Below are 20,781 nucleotides of genomic sequence, written 5' to 3' on the forward strand. Positions count from 1 at the left end.
GGAGACCTTCGCGGCTCCGCGGAGGCGCCGCAGAAGCTGCGGTGTCCCCGCGCAGGGAGGGCGATGGCCCGCAACCGCGGATTAGCACCCTCTTGTCGTTCATCACCTGGCGCCGCTGGCAAGTCGCCGTCGGCGAACCAGTGGCGCTTGCCCGAGACCCGCCACACCCCCTACCGACCCGTCCTATGAGGACACGGGCGGTTACCCTGAGCAACCCCAGCGCTTCGCAACGTCATTCCAGTCGCAAAGGAGATGCTTGAATGGCACAGTCGGCCCTCCCCTCCGCCACAGTGACTCCTAAGAGTCTTCCAATCGGCCATATGTTGGATGAAGGCCGCTGCTTTCGCGTCCCAAGGTACCAGCGAGCCTACGCTTGGGAATTGGACGACGTTGACGACCTCTGCGATGACATCGAGGCTGTCGTCGCGACCCAAGACGGACGTGGCACCCTCAAGGGGAGTCACTTCTTCGGCACCCTGGTGACGGTTCTCGTGCCGGAGACTGCGGCTAGTCGAAGCCACTACCACGAGGTTGTCGACGGTCAACAGCGGCTGACAACCTTCTGCTTGTTCCTGCGCGCTATAGCCATGCGCGCCACACAGGAAGCGGAGAGTGCAAAGGCGGAGCAGGATCGCACAGCTAAGAGCTTCAGTACTCTTGCTCAGGAAACAGAGAGCTTTCTCCGATACAACGACTTCGACGTCGCAGCCGGCACTGTCAGTCAGCAACCTCGCCTTTCTCTTTCACTTGTCGATGACCCCTATTTTCAGGACTTGCTGAGCAAGGAGTCGCTTGATTCCGCTAGTCGAGACAGCCACAAGCGACTTCTTGCAGCCTTCAATCGCCTAGACGAACGACTCATCGAGCCGATTGCGACCGAGTCGACCTATAAGGCCAAACTGAAGAGGCTTACCGCAATCAGAGATTCCCTGTTGGTTCGAGGCTACGTCATCCACGTGACAAGTAACGACCGAGCCAGCGGCTACACCCTCTTCAGCGTCTTGAACAACCGCGGCCAGGACCTGACAAACGCCGACCTCCTCAGGAATCACACATTGGAAGCGCTTAATGCATTCCCCAAGGCTCAGGAGAAGGCGGCTCGGGCGTGGGACCGTATTGCCGGAAGCGCAAATGTGGATGCATTTCTTAGGGCCTACTACCCGTCCGTCGCTGGACGACGAGCGAGTCAAGACAAGTTGTTCGAGGATGTTCGACAACTCCGCTTCCCCAAGCGACCACAAATCACGGCGGACGCAGATGACTACGTCGCGACGGTCGAGCGACTTGGCGCGGAACTCGATGTATACAAGTCCCTTATGACTGGCGACTGGCCTTTTGCAAGTCCCGTAGCGAGCTTGTGGCAACGCGACCGCCTTCGCCGTCTAATTATTAGCCTGCGACACGAACTCGCAATCCCCCTCCTGCTCTCGGCCTCCACCGCGGCAGACGAGACCGGCTTTGCGGACCTAGTCCATATGCTAGAACTGTTCGCCTTCAGATACAAGAATATCTGCAACGCGCATGCCACGCCCGCAGCCAACGCCTATTACCGCGCCGCTAGAGCTGCGCGGACCAGCCATGCCACTCGCAAGCCGGTGTCATGGAAGGATTTGCGAGCTGATCTGCGCGACCTGCTTAACACTCGAGCGGGAGCGGCCATCTTCGCATCCCAGCTCGACGAACTTTCGTACGAGTACCAGAGCGACAAGACCCTACTGCGGGAGCTTCTAACCACCATCGAGGACTATCACACCTAGCTGCAAAATACAGCCACTAAGCGTCGTGCGGACACCAGCCAGGTGATCGACCTGGCGCAGGCTACGCTTGAACACGTATACCCGCAGAACCCGCCAAGTACAGCACAGGTCGACTCCACCCTGGAGCGCCACAAGCACTCATTGGCAAACCTCAGCTTCTGGCCTCCCCAGGAAAACAGTCAGGCAGGAAATCGCCCCTTCGCACAGAAGAGATCGGCTTACGCAAACAGTAGGGTGAGCTTGAATCGTGACCTTAGCGCCCTGGCCAGCTGGGACGCGACGGAGCTTTCCAAGCGCCGCTCGCAACTTAAGAGCTGGGCGGAAAGGTCTTTATGTTATGAGCCACTTTCGGTGGGTGGGTGGGTGGGTGAGTGAGTATCTAACCACCCACCCACCAAAGAGGAAATCCGACGAGACGGATTGGCCTCCTCGGCAGGGTCGGACGCGCAGGCTTCAGCTTCCTTCCATGGTCACCGTACTGAACCGTGGTGACAGCCGCAGCTGGTTAGATCTGCAGCGAACTGCCGATTGGGTCAACGACGCGCTTGGTTCGGACTACGCGGCTCTGGGTGTCACATTCGGCGGCATGCTGCACGTCGACGACGTCGAGCGGTTGCGGCTCATTCAACCGGCTGCGCGACCAGGCACGGAAGAACGGACCAGCGCTCGTCTGCGTCGAAAGGCCGCGATGTTGCACTTCTCGCTGTTCGCCTCGCGGACCCCGTTCAGCAGCATGGAGGAGTTGCTAGCTCGGCTGCTGGCCACTTGCGGCCGCGCCGAGGAGCTCGTCGAGCTAGATGGCGTCCTACCCGAGCGGATCCACCTAGTGGCGCGCCCGCTCAGCGCTGCCGGCGACCGTCCACTACACGTCCATGCGCGCTACGGCCGCGACGTGGCGCTATCGGCCTTCCGGCTTGAGGGCCTTAACAGGCCATGCGGCTCCGGCGTGCGCTGGGTGTCCGGCGATGGCGCAGACGTCTTTTTCGTCACGCTGCCGAAGACGGCGGCGTACTTCTCTCCTACCACGATGCACGCCGACGACGCCATCACGCCGACACTGATCGGCGGGAGTCGCAGAACGCGATGGCCAAGCGATCACAGCCGGGGCAGCGCGACGTCAACCACCGGCATCGGGCACGTCCGTGCATCTCTCGTCCGCGAGTTCAAGACGGCGGACGGCACGCTTGGCACACGCCCTACCTTTACGCCGGACCGACGTCCTACGTCTCCCACACAGGCGAGCGGCCAAAGCGCATCCTTTGGGACCTTGAGGACGAGCTACCGGCGGTTATATTCCACGCAGCCAAGGTCGCATGACAATTTAACCAAGTGAAGTGGTGTTACCGGAGCTAGTGTGAGAGCCAACGCTTCAACTCTACAATTACCGCCAAGGAGGTCGCTCGGAGATGAACGAAGGAGCATACAAACCCAAGGAGACCGTATCCGTCGACGAGTTGCTGGGACTTCTCTCCCCTCCGGAGCGGAGCACTGAAGATCCCTTCGCTCATCAACTCGCTCCTCAATCCACGTCCGCAAGCTATAGGGAGATGTGGCAGGGCGTCTCCTTAAAGCCTGCCGTCATTGCAACGGTAAGACAGATGGGGACTGTAGCGCCTCTGACTAATCAGTCGGTGCGGGAGGAGTTAAGTCTTACGAGAGATGAAGCCCTCGAGGTCTTGCGCGTCCTCACACGGGACGGATATGTCGAGAGGCGTGGTTCAAAAAGAGGGACACACTACGTCCTCCGCAATCACGAGGCCCTTGAGGGGCGGCGCCTCAATCTATCCCCGACGCCAGCGCCCTCAATCCCGAAGCTTGCGGAAGTGCGAAATGATTTTGACATGCGGGTCCGCGCGGCGACGAATCGCGCATCTGCCTTGCTTGGGGAGTGGTACGTTGCACGACTCGAGAGGTTGGGGCCTTTGAGTTTCGCCCAAGAAACTCTGCAACGAGAAAAGCCACTGAGAAGTTTGAAGCGCCTGCATAGGGAGGGCATGCTTGAATCCAGCATAGAGGCGATCGCGATTGATCCCGCATACTCCCATCTTTTCTCGGACGTGGAGATAAAGACCGCCCGCCTTCGACTCCTTGAGCTGGGTGCCGTCCGCCGAGGACACAACGGATGAATCTGCGACGTGCTGTCGAATGTCGACCTGGCGACGTTGCAGTCCACGCAGGTCTCACCACCGGACTGCGAGGACCGTAACTGTCTGCGGTCCAGTGGATGCCATGCACTTCCGAGGGACGACCTTCACTACCGTCCCCACTCCGGAGGAGCGCTCGCCGGACTGTATGCGTTCGAGGTCCTACCGATCTGACGCGGATGTGAGTGCTAGGCGCCCAAGGCTTGATACATCCTTGATCGTCGGGTCCCCGACAAGATAGGACATGCCGCGAGCAACATGGCCCCGGAGCAATGCATCCGCCTCGGATGCCGATAGGCTGTCGCCAGAAGACGCGGAACGTTCGAGTAGTAGAGACCACCACAACAGTCCGCTAGCGCCGGCGAAGACTGCCCACTCGATCTCCGTCGCGGTATCCGTCGCTGGCGCAGGCGGCGGAGCCGATTCTAGCAGGGAGCGACATAGCGCCCACCTACAAAGCACGTTCATGTGCCTAATGCCGGTGCGACGCTTCAAAGTCGCGACCTGCTCCCGCGTTTGCTTGGACAACCGAAGCGACGGTGGCGGACTAGGAGGCGGCCCGCCGGGCATCTCGGTCTCTACGCTTGATTTCATCATGCGACCTCTCCACTCGACTCGGTCACGTAGCCGGTCTCGATGCGAGAACTGCGTGTCGTGGCGTCATGCACTAGGTGGACGGTATGGCTGACGGAGGATCCAAGCCGTCGAATCGCTTCCTCATCAACCTCAGCGTCTGTGGACAACACGATCACCTGATGGGAAGCGTTAGGCAGATAGTTGTCCACGAAGGTTCTGCGATGACTTCGGTCGAGGCGCCCTAGCGGCGTGTCGATTACGACGGGCAGCGGCCGGCCTGCGGCCTTCGCCAGGCCCCACAACAGGCTGACGGCAATCATCTGACGCTCGCCGGCTGAGAGCTTGGACGGAAGGATGTCCTTGCCAGCGGCGTCGATAAGCGTCAGCTTGTGCGTTGTAGGGTCAATCTCGACAGCCTTGAGGAGCCTGTCCTTCCGGAGCAGACTCTGTGCGGCCTCAAGAACATGGGCTTCGATCTGCTGAGCATGCCGCGCCGTGGCGATCCCCCGAAGCTGTCGAAGCGTGGCTCGAGCTTTCTCTGAATGACGGAGCAGCCGCTCGCCATCTTCCGCCGCCAAGCCGGTTCGGGCAGCTCTCTCGAGCTCAATCTTTCGCTTCGCCTCCGCCCGCGTCAGCTCAGCGAGGACCGCGGCGTGCGCCTCATGCGCACCGGCAAGAGCGTGGCTGGCTGCCTGCTCCGCCTCCGTGGCGCGCTCACGCTCGAGTACCAGCTCGTGAACGGCTTCTGCGTTGGGGACAGAGGCCAACTCCACATCGGCACGGTCGACAGCCTCGACCGCCTGCTCCCAATTCGCGAGGAGCTCCTCCACGGACTTGCGGAGCCTCGCCATCCCGCCGCTTGCAAGGTCCCGCAGCATTTCGGCGCTCTCTGGCGTAACTGCGAACACCGGCTCGACGTGAACCTGCGACCTGCGCTGCCTATCCTCAGTGAGGCTTGTTTCGACAACCCTTAGGGCCTCTCCCTGAACACTCCCCTCCTTGACGAGGTTGCTCAGGAGGGCAAGAAGCTCCTCGTCGCGGCTCGTCAGCGCCTGCACCACCCGACGGTCGTTCTCCTGGGTTTGCAGAGCGGACGCCCGTTGCGCGGTGGCCTTCACTAGATCGGGCACTAGGAGTAGGGGCGTGAAGTCTGCCATGGCCTCGATCAGGCGCGTTTCCGCGAGTCCTCGCGCCACCCGGGCATCCCGGACCTGCTCTTCGATTGCCAGCCGGCTCTCGTGCGACCGTCCACCTTCACGCTGAAACCGCTCTTCGGCAGCCTGCTTGCGCTCCGTGGCCCTGGCCAACTGTTGCGCCGCCTGGTCGACCTCCTGACGCGCGTCCCGCTCGCGCCCGCGCGTGCTGTCGAGTGCCGCCTCGAGGTTGCGGAGGTACCGCTCGTCCTCCTCGTCCTTAACGGCTTCGGTGCGCTTACGACGTTCGAGTACTTCAAGGTCCGCGACGAGGCGGTCAACGAGGTTCAGTCCCAGGAGTCCGCCGATCGCGGTCTCGAGGAGCCCTCGGCTGACATCGAGGTCAGCGAAGGCTTCGATCTGCTCGCCGTCGAAAAAGAAGAGTTGGGCCACACCACGGGGTACGAACGCTTCGACGTGCTCGACCCACCGCTCCGACAGCGCCGCGGACGGCAACCCCTCGACTTCGACAAGCACGTCCTCACGGATCTTGCCGTTACGGGCCTCCCACCAGGTGCGGCGGATGCGCAGCGGTCGAAATACACCGTCCATGTGCGCCCGAAAGGCCAGCTCGACTGCGGCTCCGACAGCCGGGTCCTGGGCGTCGTTGATCGCAGCCCGCAGGTAGGCCTCATAACTCATGCCGCGTCGACTACCCGCAGGAGCCAATGCACCGAAGAGCGCGAGCTGCAGCGCTTCGAGCACGGTCGTCTTGCCCGTGCCGTTCAAGGCACCGATCAGGATGACCGGACGGTCTTGCTGGGGCGTCAGCGGCAGGACCTGGCGACCGGCGAAGGCGCCGAAGTCCTTGAGGACCAGTTCATCGAGGATCACGGCGTCGCCTCAACCTCATGCTCGTCCCTGCGCTGAAGCCAGCCCGGTATGGCCTCGGCGTCCTCTGCGGCCTCAGCAAGCTTCTCCTTACGTCGCCGTGCTCTTGCAGCAGCGTCCTCAGCATCGTCATAGAAGCCCTTGTGGAGCGCGGACTCCAGGGCACCGAAGAGTCCACTGCGGCGCACCATGAGTCGGTGACGCTGCTCGACGTCGAGGAGCTCTCGCACCATCTCGAAGTGCACTCGATCGCCAGCACAGAGCTCGGCGAGGATCTCCACCTCGGTGCGCCCGAGTGCGAGTCGTTCGCTCAGCTCCGGACCGGTGTAGGACTGGCCGGTCGCTTCTTCGTAAATTCTCGGGAGGGCGTCCTCGAACTCGTGCTTGTCCACGACCCAGATCCGCCGGATCTCCTCGAGCTCGGCTGGGGTGATCAGCTGGATGTCCTTGACGTTCTCAGGACCGTGGGTGCGGATCTCCGTTTGAGCGGCAAGCAGCCGGCGCAGCCAGTCGTGCCGAGCTGACTGGAGGTAGGGGCCGTGGATCGGCTCGTCGTTGAAGAGCTGAACCCGGCCGTTCATGCGTCGGAAGTCCCGCAGCTCCCGGTCGTCGCCGAGGTCGAGTGCGTTGCGCAGTTCGAGAAGGGGACTCATCCACTCCTTGTCCGCGTCATTCGTGATCATCGCCGTCATGGACTTGTCCTGATCGACGAGCGTGCACGTCCAGCAGCCGAAACGGCTGGAGCCACAGGATGGTGTCGTCGAATCAACGACCAGAGGACACTCGCCGTCCGAGCTGGCGCCTTGATAGAGGGTGAGCAAGTCCCTATTCGAGTAACCCCACGGGTTGTCCACCTGCATGAGGAAGGTCCAGACGTCGTCGTTCGTCCAGTCCTCGATCGGCGAGTAGACGAGTGAGTTCGGAAGGCTGACGTTCGGCGAGAGGCGGTCTCGGATTCGTCCGGCAGCAGCCGCAGCAGCCATCGTCTTCGCTCGAGCCTGCGATTCGGCCTTGCGGACACCGAGCACGAGGATGGCCTCGCCGTGGCTCCGTACGACCGAGCGGATGAAGTTGTTGCTCGGCTTGATCTTGAGACGCTCGGTGCACCAGCGGAACTTCGGCCGTGGTGCTGGATAGCCACGTCCTATGAGGTTGACCCAGAAGCTGTCCTCAACCGCGGGCGTCAGGCGGTGGGGCTCGATCGGCAAACCCTGCGCCACAGCGGTCTCGCCGAGCACATCGAGGCTCCGGCCAACCCAGGCAGCCACGATGGGGTTCTCGACGAGCGTGTCAGTCGTGATGACGTAGACCGTCTTTCGACGCTGTCCGTCAGGGATCCGTGAGAGGGCGAGCCACACCAGCTGGAGTACGGCGGTGGAGTCCTTGCCGCCGGAGTAGCCGACCACCCAGGGCACGTCGTCCTCGAGGTACAGGCGTGCCGTTTCATCGACGAGCGCATCGACCGCAGCTCGCATGCCGTCGACGAAGGCGGACCGACGAGTCAAGCCAACGGCGACGGGCTTCGTCCGTCGGTCCGCCGGTCCTGTCGTCACGGTCTCCGGGCTGGTCGTCACGACTCACTCCTCGATGCAGTGTCTGATGCAGTGCTGAGACCTGCGCTGGTCAGTGCTTCTTCAGCGCGTCGTTCGTCCGGCGGCAAGTCCATACCGAGGTGCTGACGAATCACGGCCGTCGTGAGCAGTACGTTGGTCTGTCCCTTGACCACGCGTCCTCCCACGAGTGCGCGGCCCTCCCAGAGCGGGTTCTGCCGGCTCCAGTCGAGCGTGCGAAGGGCCCGCAACGTGGCCTGCCAGGCATCGATGTCCCGGTTCTCTCGAAGCATCGTGTTGCCTACGCGCGCCAGAGCGGCGAGCGTGATGCCGTGCGTGTGGATGAAATCGGCACGGACCTCGGGAGACCTCATCGCACGGTCACGGACGCCCTGCCACTCGGGGAGTTGCTCGTCAACCGCCCGCCACCAGCCATCAGCCAGCGCGAACGCTCCGTCCTGGTCCACATCACTGAGTCCCTCGAGCAGCGTCCGCGTCGCTCCGTGGATGGCCGAGAGGGTGAACAGCTTGCGTGAGGCCTTGGCGAGACTCGAGCTCTCCATCTCGACGAAGCCGCGAAAGACCGGACACCGGAGCACGAGGAGCCTCGAGAGACTCGCGTGCAGGTCTCGATGGTCGTAGAGAACACCGATCGACTTGGACGGGCGCACGGCGTGGCGGTTCAGGTCGGCGAACATCTGTTGGCACCGCTGCAGGCCGACGTCCAGGTAGAAGACGACGGCGATCATCTCTTGTCCCAGCTCGGGAAGCTGCTGGATCGCCTCTTTGATGGCGGCATGACGATGCTGCCCGTCGTTGATGACGAAGCGGGACTCCATCGGGATGCGGAGGTTGCCCAACAAGCTCGTCTGCGGTCCGTCTCCGACGGCATCAAATCGGACGGTGCCGTCGATGCTCGCCGTCAACGCGGAGAAGGTGTAACCGGTCGGGTTCTCCACCATGTACCGGACCATCTCGGGGAGGCGCCCCTTATTGAGGCTTCGCTGCGCGCGGAGCTCGGGGGCTAGTTCGTCCCCGTCGAAGAGGAAGAGCTTGGCGATGACCTTCAGTGGGATCATCGTCACGAAGAACGTCGTGCCGGCCTGGACACCGCGGATGGCGGGCAGCACATACTCGTAGCCCGACTCGCCACCGTCTCCTAGCTCCCCGACGGGGTCGGGGCCCCCTTCAACCGGTCCAGTGCTCCGGGCGTCCCGGGGCGCCTTCGTGCCACTGTCCATAGTGCCTGCCATGCTCGTGCCGCTCCTCCCCATGCCGCGGCCGCTTGCCACGACAGACGTTAAGTCGACGACGTCGTTACGTCAAAACTTTCACGTAACGTGTCGCTCTGCGCCGCTAGCATGGCGTCGTCGAGGGACGGGCTCCGCCGTTGTCCACAGCTCGAGTGGGAGGATCCCCATGCCGGCCTACTGGGACGTCAGCGCCACCACCCCGGTGGACCCGAGGGTGGCCGAGCTGGTCCTCCGGCTCATGACGGAGGAGTTCGGCAACGCTGGCAGTCGTACTCATGAGTACGGGGCTGCAGCCCTGTCTGAGGTGTCGACCGCACGGCGCCGCATCGCCAGCTGCCTTGCGGCCACGCCAGAGGAAGTGGTCTTCACCTCTGGAGCCACGGAGGCAGACAACCTCGCCCTCCTCGGCCTTCGGGCGCACGGCGAGACGACGGGAAGGCGACACGTCGTGACGACAGCCGTCGAGCACAAGGCGGTCCTCGAGCCAGTCGCCGAGCTACAGAAGTCCGGTTTCGACGTGGATGTCATCCCCCCGAACAGCAACGGGATCGTCGACGCAGAACGGGTGCTCTCTGCTGTTCGAGACGACACGCTGCTCGTCTCCGTCATGCACGCGAACAACGAGACGGGTGCGATTCAGCCCATCCCGGACATCAGCGCAGGCCTAGCGGGTCGAGAGGCCCATCTCCACGTCGATGCTGCACAGACGTTCGGCAAGCTGGATGACGAGTTGAGTCACCCGCGCATCGACCTCATCTCGCTCAGCGGCCACAAGGTGTTCGGCCCCAAGGGCGTTGGCGCCCTCATCACTCGACGTCGCGGCTGGCGGCGACCACCCCTCACGCCTCTCACCTTCGGCGGAGGGCAAGAGCGAGGCCTTCGTCCTGGCACGTTGCCTGTTCCCCTCGTGGCAGGACTCGGTCTTGCAGCCCGCCTGGCTCATGAGGAACGAGCGAGCCGCCATCAAGCCGCTGAGGCGTTGCGAACGACGGTGCTGGAGGCGCTCTCCCCCGCCGAACCCCAATTGAACGGTGACCCCGACCGCCGCCTACCGCACATCCTCAACATCTCTTTTCCCGATGCTGACGGGGAGGCTGTCATGCTGGCCTGGCGGGACCTGGTAGCAGTATCGAACGGCAGCGCTTGCACGTCGGCCAGTTACCAGCCGAGCCATGTGCTCACCGCAATGCAGCTACCCGAGGCGCGCGTACGGGGCGCCCTCCGTCTGTCCTGGGCTCACGACGCCGCGGAAGTGGACTGGAGTGAGGCAGCGCGTCGGGTCAACGGTCTCCGCGGCGTCTAGTCCGCCGGCCTCCTGACGAGGCGGTGTCCCCGCAGTTCGACGCCACAGCGGGCCAGTTCGTCCTTCCAACCCTTCTCCAGCCCGATCACCTCGGGCCGCTCATACAATCCCGCCCGAACCTCCTGCGCCGTCAGCCTGCGGTACTTGGGCACGGCAGGGTCATCGGGCGACACGAACTCTTCCTTGCGATGGAGCAGCGGTCGGTTTGCACGCTCCTCATATGAGGTGTGCACGGCGTCGAGCGTTGACATGGATACGGCGTACGACCAGGCCAACCGTGGGTGGGGGTCGGTGTCGAAGTCGGGGTAGGCCGACCACGACACCTGACGACCGCTGTGGTTGAGCTTCAAGACGTCCCAGCCGTCGGGCCGCCCTGCCGCTACGGCGCCACAGTGCTCGTAAAGTCGTAACACAACCGGCATGTGCTCGGTTGCGCGGCGATGGACGTACAGGGCTGTGGGCGTCAACTTGCCGACGCTGTTGCGCATGGCACCTCTGACATATGAGTCGTCCCTCAGCTTGAGCAGTAGCCGGTCCGCGCGCGCACAAGCTTCCCGATAGCTGTCAAAGCACGCGCGCAGGTCCAACTGCACGCTCAGCGGCAACTCCGAGGGCTTGGGTCGTCCCACGAACGCGGACACCCCCAGGAACAAGAGGGTGTCCAGGATCGCCTTCGTCCGTCCACGCTCCACTCGCTCAGGAGCCGCACCTTGTATCACGAGGCGACGCAGCTCCCCCTGCCTCACATGGCGGAGTAGTGGCAGCAAGTGGTCGGGATACTCCTCGATCGCAGGCAGACGACCCCGCCGCTCGAAGTAATCGATCACCGCGGCGAGGGCGGAGGCTTCGTCCTCCCCGGTGAGCCACACTCCTTGACCCGCGACTCGGTGAGCGAGGAACCGGAGTCGTTGACGCTCGCTCTTGAAGGCGTAGACGACCCCGGGAGCTCCCGCGGCCGTCCGCGCGCCGGTGACGGACTCCACGAGGTCCCTGAGCTCGCGTGGCCTGAAGAGTCGCTGGAAAGTCTGACGACTGGTGAGAGTGCCATCGGCGGAAGGCGTACCAGTGAGCTTGTGTCGCTCCCAGGAGAGGCGCGTACTCACGATCAACACCTGGTCAGCGAGCGCCCACGCTCTACGCAGAGTGTCGTTGCGCTCCCGTGGGTCCTCGATGACGTTGAGCACGTAGACGAGCAAGACCGCGTCATGTCGGGTGGGCACCGTGTCCTTGGCCCAGTGAGGGTCCCATCCCTGAACGTCGAAGCCCATGGATTGAAGCCGCTCGACGTCACCTCCGCGCCCACTACCGAAGTCGAGAACCGACATCTCGGTCTGGATGACTCCATCGAGGAGCGCCTGCTTCGTCGGCATGGACAGGCCCTGACGAACCAAGGCCGTTCGGTGCCGGAGAACAGGCTGCCCGCTCACGCGGCGGCTCGTCGACGAGCGATGACGGACCAAGGACATCCACCTCCTCAATAGCCACGTGCGTCTCAGACGCTCCTCTATGGGGGCACTCCGGCGGCGTCCTGCCATACGGATGCATCCGGTCGTCGGAGAATCTGGCACGCCGAACGGTGGGTGGTCGACATGGAGCCCTAGAGAACCTGACGGCATCGCATCGACGGGGATACGAGGAAGAACCATGCAGCAGACAAGCTCGTCAGCCGATCAGGACGTCGTCCTGCGATGGATTGACGCCTTCCCCTGGATCGGCGCGCTCAGCGGCGAGGGCGATGGCGAGGGCGGCTGGTGGCTACTCGCTGTGGATCCACCAGCCAGCACCGCTCGGTGGCAGCGTCTCGGCTGGCTCGCCGAGATGGCGATCGAGCGCCTGACGCGGTGGACCATCGGGCAGATCTTCCCCGGGCTCCCGGGCAGCACGGACCTCGGCGCACTCAACCTGCCGACCCGGATCCGCAACGCCTGTATGCGCGAGGGCTACTCGTCCGTGGCGGAGTTGCAGGTCCTCTACCTCGAGGACGTCCTCGGATGGCACTACGTCGGCGTCGGCAGTGTGGAGAGCTTGCTCCGGACCCTCGGGGACGCGGCGATGACCCGGACAGATCCCCTGCCCGAACGAGCGGCCGGTCCTGCCGCCCAATTGGACCTCCTGGAATGGTCCACTACGGTTTGGCCGGCTGACTGGACCTTGACGACGCCCACTGTCGCCCCGGTGCTCGATGAGATGCGGCGCTTGGCCACCTTTCAAGCTCTCATCGGGCGAGCGGACGAGTCGATGCTTGTCGAGACGCCTTCGGCGCTGCTGCCGTGGGAGCTACGAGAGCTGCAACGGCGGCTCCGCGACCTCAGCGCTACCGACGTCATCGGGGAGGACGTCGATCTGCTGAGCGCCTCAGCGGTGATCGATGCCGCCCTCCGAGTTTTCGAACCCCGCGTCCTCGCGATCCTCGCTCAACGCTTCTTCGCTGACGAACCGCGGACCCTGGACGAGATCGGACGCCAGCTTGAGGTCACACGCGAGCGCGTGCGGCAGCTGGAAGGGAAGGCCCGCGCTCGCCTCATCAGCTTGATCGATCAGGGTGGATCACTCGCGGATCTCGCTGCCGTCGTCCGCTCGCGTATCGACGGCTTGTTGCCGTTGGCGGATCTGCTGGTCGACATCCCCGCACTAGGTGAACGCGTCCCCGCTGTCGGCTGGCCTGCGTGGCGCGTCATCGACCGGATCGACGACGCCTACGAGATCGAGGACGGTTGGTGCGCAGCCCCGTCAATGGCCGCCGCTCGCGACAGAACCCATGCGCGACTGCAGGACCTGGCCGACCGTCACGGGGTCGTGCCCCTGGCCGACTACGGTGACCTGAATCAGGTGCATGCCGCACCTGATCCGCTCGAGACGCTGAGGAACTGGCTCCAGTACTGCGGCTACGTCGTTGACGGGACCTTCGTCTACATCCGCACGCAGTCGGTTGATGACCGAGCCGCGGCCATCCTGTCCGTCACCGGCTCACCCCTGTCGGCTCAGGAGCTCGTCGACCGCTTCGAGGTGGAGAGGAGTGCCGGCTCACTACGCAACGCAATGTCCACGGACGACCGTTTCATCCGGGTCGACCGCGATCGATGGGCCCTCGCTGAGTGGGGTCACGAGGCGTACGGCGGCATCAAGGACGTCATTCGACAGCAGGTGGCGCAGGGAGGGGGGTCGGTGCCTCTCACCGCGTTGATCGAGTATGCGACGAGTCGCTACAGCGTCTCAGCGAACAGCGTGACCGCCTACGCGAACGCCCATCCCTTCGAGACCATCGCCGGCACTGTCCGCCTGTCCCGTGGGGACCGAACCGCGAGGAAGACGCCCAGCCGGACCCGGCGCTTATATCGGCGAAGTGACAGCTGGGTCTACCGGATCACCGTGACGAACGACCACCTCCGCGGAAGTGGCTCCGTTGCGCCGATCGCCATCGCCGGCGTTGTGGACCTTGCACCGGACCGGACGGTCTACCTCGAGTCACCCCTAGGACGGCAAGCGATCGCCTGGACGGGGATTCAGCCCGCTTTCGGGACGATCAGACGATTCCTCGCTCGCGATGATGCCGCGCCGGGTGAAGAGTTCTTCTGTGTCATCGCGGACGGCGGATGGTTCGACCTACAGCGTGTGGCTCCGCTCAGCGGAGCACCGCTGCAGGCCGCCCTCCGACTGTCAGGGCAGGACGACGCGCTCACCGGGGCCGATGCACTTACCGCCCTGAGTGCCGCCATCGGACTTCCCGAGCACTCCACAGCGGTCACGGTCCTCGGTGGCTTCCGCGAGCGCGGCGACCAAGACATCGCGGACCTGCTCACGTCAGCTCGTCACCTGCTCGAAGAGACGCAGTCCTCTGCGTTCGTGGACGCAGATGTGAACGAGATCCTGGACCTGCTGTGACGGTGATTGGTGCTGTTGCACCGACCGGACTGCGCTCGATAGCCCTCGCCAGTCGATACCGCAGCGACCGCGAGGACGTCGTCCAGTCCTTCTACGTACCTGCGCTGTCGCAGGCCGTCAGCTACAGCCGGGCGGTCGGCTACTTCACGTCGACCAGCCTCGCTCTGTTCGCTCGCGGAATCCGCCGACTGGCAGACCGCGGCGGGAAGATGCGGCTCATCGCGTCACCGCACCTGGACGCGGCGGACATCGCTGACATCGAGCGGGGCTATGAACTCCGCGAGGTGATGGAACGAGCCATCGTTCGGGAGCTCGCTGCCGCAGACTCAGAACGATTGCTCGATGGGTTGAGCTTGGTCGGCCAGCTCATCGCCCAGGGCGTCCTCGACATCAAACTCGCTTTCGTCGAGCGCGATGGGCGAGTCGGGCTGTACCACGAAAAGCTCGGCATCTTGCGCGACGAGTCTGGCGACCTCGTGGCGTTCACGGGAAGTTCTAACGAGACGATGGGTGGACTCATTGCGAACTTCGAGTCCATCGAAGTTTACCAGGGTTGGGTTCCAGGAGACGGGTCGCGAGCGCTGCGCCTTGAGGCCGACTTCGACAACCTCTGGGCGAACGACACGTCTCATCTCCAGGTGATGGACTTCCCCGCGGTGGCACGAGATCGGTTGATCGAGGTCGCCAGGGACCGGCCGGACCGCGCACCCCACGAGAGTGATGAAGCTCTTACGCCGCGTCGCGCCGAGGTGTCCCACCTCGTCCACCTACGGCTGCCGGCCGGCTTCACGCCCCGGAACTACCAGGGCGAAGCAGTCAAGGGTTGGCTGAGCAACCGAGGCCGCGGCATCCTCAAGATGGCGACTGGCACCGGCAAGACCAAGACAGCCCTCGTGGCGGCGACTCACCTGAGTCACGTCCTGCAACGCCGCGAGGAACCCCTCGTCGTCGTGATCGTCGCGCCGCTCCAGCACCTGGTCGACCAGTGGGTCGATGAGGTGGAGACCTTCGGCGTCCGGCCGGTCGCCATCTATGAATCGAGCCAGCGATGGCTGCCGGCCGTCGAGGAGCAGCTGACTGCGTCTCGCCTCGGACAACGGCCGGTCGTCGTCTTCGTCGCGACCAATGCGTCCTTCTCGGGCGCACGCTTCCAGGAGATCCTCGCCCGGATCGCTCAACCTCTGCTGATCATCGCTGACGAGGCTCACAATCTGGGATCCGCGGCTTATCGCACGGCACTGCCGACGCGCGCAACGTACCGACTCGCTCTGTCCGCGACACCGGAGAGGTGGCTGGACGACGAGGGGACAGCTGCCCTCACTGAGTACTTCGGTCCTGTCGTCTATGAGCTCGACCTGGGCCGGGCGATCGAACTCGGGGCCCTGTGCCGCTATCGCTACATCCCTCGACTGGTGGAGCTGACGGATGCAGAGACCATCCTGTACACCGACCTCACCGCCCAGATCGCACAACGACTAGCCGCCGGTGAGTCCGTTACGGATGACTCGGATTCGCCCCTCGGCCAGTTGCTCCGTAAGAGAACGGGGGTCCTCGGGCACGCCGCCGGCAAGCTGACGGCAGTAGGGCAGGACGTCGAACAGCGCACAGGCGCTTGGTTCCAGCTCATCTACTGTGCCGAAGGTCGGCGACCCGGCGAGCCAGGCGACCCGCCTGGACCCAGGCAAATTGAGCAGGTCATGGACCTCGTCGGCAATCGACTGGGGCTGAGCGCACATACTTACGTGTCCGATACTCCGCGACGCGACCGCAGCGGGCTCCTACGGCGCTTTGGATCCGGCAACGATCTCCGAGCTCTCGTTGCGATGAAGTGCCTTGACGAGGGAGTCGACGTACCCGACGCCCGCGTCGCTTACCTATTGGCGAGCAGCAGCAACCCGCGCCAGTTCATCCAACGGCGCGGCAGGATCCTGCGCCGCGCACCTGGGAAGGAGCAGGCGGAGATCCTCGATTACATCGCTGTCCCAAGGGCGGATGCGCCCGTTAACTTCGATGTGGAGAGAAAGCTCCTCATCCGCGAGTTGGCAAGGGTGAATGAGTTCGGCCGGCTCGCAGAGAACTACGGAGACACGCTGGCGGCACTTCGTCCCCTCAAAGAGCGCTACCAACTTATGCACCTCTGACCCATCTCACGAAGAAGGACGAACCAATGACACAGAGCCGTCGCACCGAGCAAGAGGTGCTGCAGCAATTGTCCGCCGAGGAGAGGCTCCTCCTGAAGCGCGTATTGGAGATCGAACGAGCGAAGCTCCACATTACGGCTCACGATCCGACGGACGACATCATCCGAGCGGTCAAGGAGATCATCCCGTGAGACTCCACGAGATCACTCTCAAGAACTTCCGCCAGTTCGCGGGCGAGCAGAGACTTCCACTGACCTCGGACGGGCTTCGACCCGTGTCGCTGGTCTTCGGCGGCAACGGCGCAGGCAAGACCACCCTCCTGAACGCCTTCACGTGGGCTCTGTACGGCACTGTCTCCGAGGACGTCGAGGAGCAGCAGCGCATGGTGAGCGACGGCGTGTGGCGCCAGACGCCGATCGGGCTGAGCGTCGAGCTGTCCGTGGAACTCCTCTTCGACCATGACGGACTCAGGTATCGACTCCTGCGGACCGCAGATGTGCGGAAGGAGTCGGACGATCAGAGGCAGCCGACCGGCGTTCTGCACCTGTGGCAGACGCTCCACGACGGCTCCACCGAGGTGGTTAACGCACCTCAGGAGCGGGTTCTCAGCATCCTGCCCATGGGTGTCAGCCGCTTCTTCTTCTTCAACGGTGAGCGCATCGAGAAGCTGGTGCAGAAGGGCGCTTACAGCGAGGTGCAGGAGGACATCAAAGTCCTCCTCGACCTCGAGCAGGTCGAACGCGCCCTGCAGCATCTGCCTCGAGTGGACCGCCGACTCAGCGCCGACCTGAAGCGGCACGGCGGAGACCGAGCAAACGAGATCCAGACCGCCATCGAGGCACTGCAGGACCAAGAAGGCGCAACTCGCGAAGAGCTCTCGGTGATCGAAAGGGACCTGGCCCTCCTCATGGAGGAGCGCGAGCAGGTTACCGATCTGCTCCGCCAAAACGCCAGTGTCGCTCCCCTACAGCGAGAGCGTGACACCGTTGCTCAGGAGCTGGAAGAGGCCCGCTCCGCCCGGCGGACGGCAGAAGCTCAGCGGTCGACGATCATCGCCACGCGGGGCTTCATCGCCTTCACCGGTCGGCTGTCAGGCACCACGATCGCCATGGCCGAGAAGTTGTACGAACGGGGGGCACTTCCCGCACCCCTCAAGCGGGAGTTCGTCGATCAACTCCTCGAGCAGCAGGCATGCATCTGCGGCACCTCCTTGGCAGACCACTCCCCGGCGCGGCACGCCGTCCAGGACTGGAGGCAACGAGCGGGGCTGCAGGCGGTGGAGACCGCATGGCAACGTCTACACGGGCAGCTCGACCAGCTAGACAAGGCTCGCGACCAACTCCAGGAAGACCTTCAGCAGGTCGCCGGGCGCATGGTCGTCGAAAGCGACCGTGTCGAGCGCCTAGAGGCACGGAAGTCCGAGCTCGACCGGCAGCTCAAAGACAGCCGGCTGGAGGAAGTCCAGGAGCTCGAGAGCAAGCGCCTGGGCCTGGAAGCGCAGATCGCCAGCAAGCAGCAGCGACTCGGCCTCCTGCAAGCCACCCTCGAGTCCATCGCGAAGCAGCTGGGCCAGAAGGAGACGGAGCGGACCCGTGCCGCGGTGACCGACGAGCTGGCGACCAAGGCTCGCTCACGGTCGGAACTCGTACAGGCAGTACGCCGAGCGTTGAATGAGATCCTCACGATCCGCGCCGACGACATGCGGCGGCGGTTGGATCGCAAGCTCAAGGACGTCTTTGCGAGCATCTCCTTCAAGCCGTACGTACCCCAGCTCAGCGAGCGCTTCGAGTTGTCACTCACCCAGATGGTCGACGGAGTGGAACTTCCGGTCCCCAAGTCCACGGGAGAGAACCAGATCCTGAGCTTGTCCTTCGTCGCGGCGGTGTCCGAACTCGCTCGTGAGATCAGAAAGGGCAGACGAGCCGAAGGTGAGAGTTCTGAGGACGCGGGCGCTTACCCCATCGTGATGGATGCAGCCTTCGGCTCTCTGGACGAGAACTACCAGCGGGAGGTGTCGCGTGCGCTCGCGGAGATGGCGCCTCAGTTGGTCGTGTTCGTAAGCAAGAGCCAAGGCATGGGACATGTCGTCGAGAATCTGCTACCGCACGTCAGTCATCTCGGCGTCATCGTCACTCACACCTCGCAGCCCGACGTCGGCGAGACGATCGAGCTCGAAGGCATGACGTACCCCTACATCATGTCAGGGGTTGAGATGAACCGCGCAGAACTGAAGGTGATCCGATGACGGCGCCACTGCTCGACGTCCGAATCAGGCGACCAAAGCAGCACGAGAGACTGCTGCAGGAACTTCGGGACGAGGCCGGCTTTCCGACGTTTCGCGATGGTCTACTCTTCGCCGCGGCCTTGGGTGTCCGACACGAACGCCGAGAGCCCTTCACTGAGACGGCCGGCGATCCCATTCGGTACGAGACCCTGACTGTCCCGGCCTTCGCGGAAGCCTTCGTCAGCATGCTGGCTGCGAATGAGGTGCCGGACGATCCCGAGGTCATGGACGACCGACGTCTCGAGGAGAGGGTGCGGATCTTCGAGGAGTACGCCCACGGCGGACTCAGCTATCTCCAAGGGGAGATAAACGTAAGGCACCAACCCATCTCGGCGATCGTTTGCGACGAGGTGACCAATGCCCTGACGGAGAGTGAAGGTGCGGAGGCCGCATCGGTCGAAGAACTCCTTGGCGGAGTGAGTTGGTGACCCCTCAGTCCGCTGACTTGCTCTCCCCCCATGTCGCGTCCCGACTCCTGTCCCGGATGCCATACATCGCGCGGTCCGCCATGAGGGCGGAGGTGAGGTCAGAGTGAAGGACGTGCTGACATGGAGTGATCGACTCGCTCAGATGACGGATGAGTGGTCGGAGCTCCGTGACTCATCCGCTGCCGACGCCATGAAGATCGCCGGGTGGGAGCAAGACCTGCGCACGATGACGGTGGAGGAGCATGCCCTCCGCCGTGCAGGACGGTGGCGCTCAGGTCCGCGCACGCTCCTCGCCGCACTCGGCCTACAACAGCGGGAGTTGGCACTCACCGCAGGACTAGCTTGGATCCTCAATCCCGAGGGCCATCACGGACTCGGGTCGCTGTTCGTGAAGGAGTTTGCCGTCCTCTGCGGAGCTGATGCACCCGACGGCGGTCCCGTCACCATCACCGTGGAGGAGACCCGTGAGGACACCCGGGCAGACCTGGTGCTGCGGTGCTCGACGTTCACGCTCGTACTCGAGTGCAAGGTGTGGGCCCTCGAGCAGCCCGATCAGTGTCGAAGGCTGGCGAACCTCTGGGCAGACGAAGACCCCGTTCTGGTCTTCCTGACGCCACGCGGGCTGGCACCAGTCACAGCCGGCGACACGGAGGAGCGGTGGCGATGCCTGACGTGGGCGGATGTGACCAACAGGCTGCGCGCAGCGACTCTCGAAGCGCCACAGCCGGCGTACGGCGTCCTCGACTATCTCGAGACCCTGGCCAACGACCTTGGGAGGACCATATGACCAACCCCGCTGGCGCGGACGCGAAGACCGACTTCTACTTCCGGCACCGAGCCGTCATCGAGGAGTGGGCCGCGCTCCGAGCCACGGCCAGGGCCGAGTTCAACCTCGGATTGAGGTCTTCCCTCTCTGTCTTCGAACCCACGGACGTTAGCGAGGGCGTCATCACCATCGATGAGACTGGGCCGTGGTCCAAGATTGGGCTGGCTGACCCGGAGTGGGGACAGCGAGGATGGCCTCTGGCCATCGTGCTCGGCTGGAACACGGGTCAGGTGCTCGACCCCATGGGACATGGCCTGCCGTGGGTAGGCCTCTTTGTGGCTGACAGTCCGGACCGTGCCGCGCGGTCCAAGCAGATCGCGACAGCCCTGGGGATGCCTGCACGAGCCCTCGGTTGGACCGCCCCCAGGGAGGACGGGTACCCGTTGTGGCGGCACGTCGAGCAGCCAACCGGGTCAGAGACCATGCAGGCCTGGCTGCGAGACTGCCGGCAAGCGCTCAATGAAGGCTGGGCCAGCATGGCGCCAGCCGTCACGGACTTCTGCCGCAGCAATGAGAGGAAGCCGGAAGCTGTATCGGACTCATTCGAGTCCGATAGACGTACCCGAGCCTGACCGCTGTCGCGGGCTCAACCACACGGGTTGAGCCCACGATC

General features: G+C 63.9%; 17 protein-coding genes. 12 read left to right on the forward strand and 5 right to left on the reverse strand.

Features of this window, described 5'->3' with window-relative positions:
* The first annotated feature begins 320 nt into the window (after window positions 1–320).
* From BMZ33_RS19975 to BMZ33_RS22835, 4 genes are all read left to right on the forward strand, one after another.
* Window positions 321–1,757, forward strand: coding sequence for a DUF262 domain-containing protein (locus BMZ33_RS19975; RefSeq protein WP_280139247.1), 1,437 nt, complete (start codon window positions 321–323; stop codon window positions 1,755–1,757).
* 42 nt (window positions 1,758–1,799) lie between these two features.
* A complete protein-coding gene (locus BMZ33_RS24730; protein ID WP_169064607.1) occupies window positions 1,800–2,132 on the forward strand; it encodes an HNH endonuclease family protein in 333 nt (110 codons plus the stop codon).
* A gap of 91 nt (window positions 2,133–2,223) precedes the next feature.
* Window positions 2,224–3,090 (forward strand): hypothetical protein, encoded by an 867-nt coding sequence (locus tag BMZ33_RS19985; protein WP_136697367.1) that lies wholly within the window; start codon window positions 2,224–2,226, stop codon window positions 3,088–3,090.
* A gap of 73 nt (window positions 3,091–3,163) precedes the next feature.
* Window positions 3,164–3,883, forward strand: coding sequence for a hypothetical protein (locus BMZ33_RS22835; protein WP_136697368.1), 720 nt, complete (start codon window positions 3,164–3,166; stop codon window positions 3,881–3,883).
* Window positions 3,884–4,063: 180 nt separating this feature from the next.
* Here BMZ33_RS22835 and dndE read toward each other — a convergent pair whose 3' ends face one another.
* From dndE to dndB, 4 genes are read right to left on the reverse strand one after another with little or no spacing between them, the layout of a single operon-like run.
* On the reverse strand, window positions 4,064–4,498 hold the full coding sequence (dndE, locus tag BMZ33_RS24735) for a DNA sulfur modification protein DndE (RefSeq protein WP_425283690.1): 435 nt from the start codon (window positions 4,496–4,498) through the stop codon (window positions 4,064–4,066).
* Entirely contained in the window at window positions 4,495–6,504 is a 2,010-nt protein-coding gene (gene dndD, locus BMZ33_RS19995; RefSeq protein WP_091115454.1) for a DNA sulfur modification protein DndD, read from the reverse strand. The genes dndE and dndD overlap by 4 nt, the downstream gene beginning before the upstream one ends.
* The gene (gene dndC, locus BMZ33_RS20000; RefSeq protein ID WP_169064609.1) at window positions 6,501–8,075 is read right to left on the reverse strand and encodes a DNA phosphorothioation system sulfurtransferase DndC; all 1,575 of its coding nucleotides are present in this window, start codon (window positions 8,073–8,075) and stop codon (window positions 6,501–6,503) included. Before dndC ends, dndD begins: the two co-directional genes overlap by 4 nt.
* Entirely contained in the window at window positions 8,072–9,181 is a 1,110-nt protein-coding gene (gene dndB, locus BMZ33_RS20005) for a DNA sulfur modification protein DndB (protein ID WP_169064610.1), read from the reverse strand. The genes dndC and dndB overlap by 4 nt, the downstream gene beginning before the upstream one ends.
* Window positions 9,182–9,470: 289 nt before the next feature.
* On the opposite strand from dndB, the gene dndA reads away from it, so the two are divergent.
* Window positions 9,471–10,607 carry a cysteine desulfurase DndA gene (gene dndA / locus BMZ33_RS20010; protein WP_091115458.1) on the forward strand — a complete coding sequence of 379 codons (1,137 nt, stop codon included), beginning with the start codon at window positions 9,471–9,473 and terminating at the stop codon, window positions 10,605–10,607.
* Here dndA and BMZ33_RS20015 read toward each other — a convergent pair.
* Window positions 10,604–12,253 (reverse strand): DNA phosphorothioation-associated putative methyltransferase, encoded by a 1,650-nt coding sequence (locus BMZ33_RS20015; protein WP_342027989.1) that lies wholly within the window; start codon window positions 12,251–12,253, stop codon window positions 10,604–10,606. The genes dndA and BMZ33_RS20015 overlap by 4 nt on opposite strands.
* Between BMZ33_RS20015 and BMZ33_RS20020 the strand changes: the two genes are divergently transcribed.
* The 7 genes from BMZ33_RS20020 to BMZ33_RS20045 all read left to right on the forward strand — a co-directional run bounded on the left by BMZ33_RS20020 (window position 12,252) and on the right by BMZ33_RS20045 (window position 20,740).
* Entirely contained in the window at window positions 12,252–14,489 is a 2,238-nt protein-coding gene (locus BMZ33_RS20020) for a sigma factor-like helix-turn-helix DNA-binding protein (RefSeq protein ID WP_169064612.1), read from the forward strand. The genes BMZ33_RS20015 and BMZ33_RS20020 overlap by 2 nt on opposite strands.
* Window positions 14,486–16,630, forward strand: coding sequence for a DEAD/DEAH box helicase family protein (locus BMZ33_RS20025; protein ID WP_169064613.1), 2,145 nt, complete (start codon window positions 14,486–14,488; stop codon window positions 16,628–16,630). The genes BMZ33_RS20020 and BMZ33_RS20025 overlap by 4 nt, the downstream gene beginning before the upstream one ends.
* Window positions 16,631–16,656: 26 nt before the next feature.
* The gene (locus tag BMZ33_RS23540) at window positions 16,657–16,821 is read left to right on the forward strand and encodes a hypothetical protein (protein ID WP_169064614.1); all 165 of its coding nucleotides are present in this window, start codon (window positions 16,657–16,659) and stop codon (window positions 16,819–16,821) included.
* Window positions 16,818–18,875, forward strand: coding sequence for an AAA family ATPase (locus BMZ33_RS20030; protein WP_169064615.1), 2,058 nt, complete (start codon window positions 16,818–16,820; stop codon window positions 18,873–18,875). The genes BMZ33_RS23540 and BMZ33_RS20030 overlap by 4 nt, the downstream gene beginning before the upstream one ends.
* Window positions 18,872–19,342: a DNA phosphorothioation-associated protein 4 gene (locus tag BMZ33_RS20035; protein ID WP_091115475.1), complete on the forward strand. Its 471-nt coding sequence runs from the start codon at window positions 18,872–18,874 to the stop codon at window positions 19,340–19,342. Before BMZ33_RS20030 ends, BMZ33_RS20035 begins: the two co-directional genes overlap by 4 nt.
* Window positions 19,343–19,445: 103 nt before the next feature.
* The gene (locus BMZ33_RS20040) at window positions 19,446–20,129 is read left to right on the forward strand and encodes a PD-(D/E)XK nuclease family protein (protein WP_091115478.1); all 684 of its coding nucleotides are present in this window, start codon (window positions 19,446–19,448) and stop codon (window positions 20,127–20,129) included.
* Entirely contained in the window at window positions 20,126–20,740 is a 615-nt protein-coding gene (locus tag BMZ33_RS20045) for a hypothetical protein (RefSeq protein WP_091115481.1), read from the forward strand. The genes BMZ33_RS20040 and BMZ33_RS20045 overlap by 4 nt, the downstream gene beginning before the upstream one ends.
* The last annotated feature ends 41 nt before the right edge of the window (window positions 20,741–20,781 follow it).

Source organism: Geodermatophilus dictyosporus (assembly GCF_900115505.1).
GTDB lineage: Bacteria > Actinomycetota > Actinomycetes > Mycobacteriales > Geodermatophilaceae > Geodermatophilus > Geodermatophilus dictyosporus.

What these genes read in the sequence shown, in the direction of transcription:
- BMZ33_RS19975 (WP_280139247.1), top strand. Translation starts at nt 321, where the DNA reads ATGTTGGATGAAGGCCGCTGCTTTCGCGTCCCAAGGTACCAGCGAGCC.
- BMZ33_RS19985 (WP_136697367.1), top strand. Translation starts at nt 2,224, where the DNA reads ATGGTCACCGTACTGAACCGTGGTGACAGCCGCAGCTGGTTAGATCTG.
- BMZ33_RS22835 (WP_136697368.1), top strand. Translation starts at nt 3,164, where the DNA reads ATGAACGAAGGAGCATACAAACCCAAGGAGACCGTATCCGTCGACGAG.
- dndE (WP_425283690.1), bottom strand. Translation starts at nt 4,498, where the DNA reads ATGATGAAATCAAGCGTAGAGACCGAGATGCCCGGCGGGCCGCCTCCT.
- dndA (WP_091115458.1), top strand. Translation starts at nt 9,471, where the DNA reads ATGCCGGCCTACTGGGACGTCAGCGCCACCACCCCGGTGGACCCGAGG.
- BMZ33_RS20020 (WP_169064612.1), top strand. Translation starts at nt 12,252, where the DNA reads ATGCAGCAGACAAGCTCGTCAGCCGATCAGGACGTCGTCCTGCGATGG.
- BMZ33_RS20015 (WP_342027989.1), bottom strand. Translation starts at nt 12,253, where the DNA reads ATGGTTCTTCCTCGTATCCCCGTCGATGCGATGCCGTCAGGTTCTCTA.
- BMZ33_RS23540 (WP_169064614.1), top strand. Translation starts at nt 16,657, where the DNA reads ATGACACAGAGCCGTCGCACCGAGCAAGAGGTGCTGCAGCAATTGTCC.
- BMZ33_RS20035 (WP_091115475.1), top strand. Translation starts at nt 18,872, where the DNA reads ATGACGGCGCCACTGCTCGACGTCCGAATCAGGCGACCAAAGCAGCAC.
- BMZ33_RS20045 (WP_091115481.1), top strand. Translation starts at nt 20,126, where the DNA reads ATGACCAACCCCGCTGGCGCGGACGCGAAGACCGACTTCTACTTCCGG.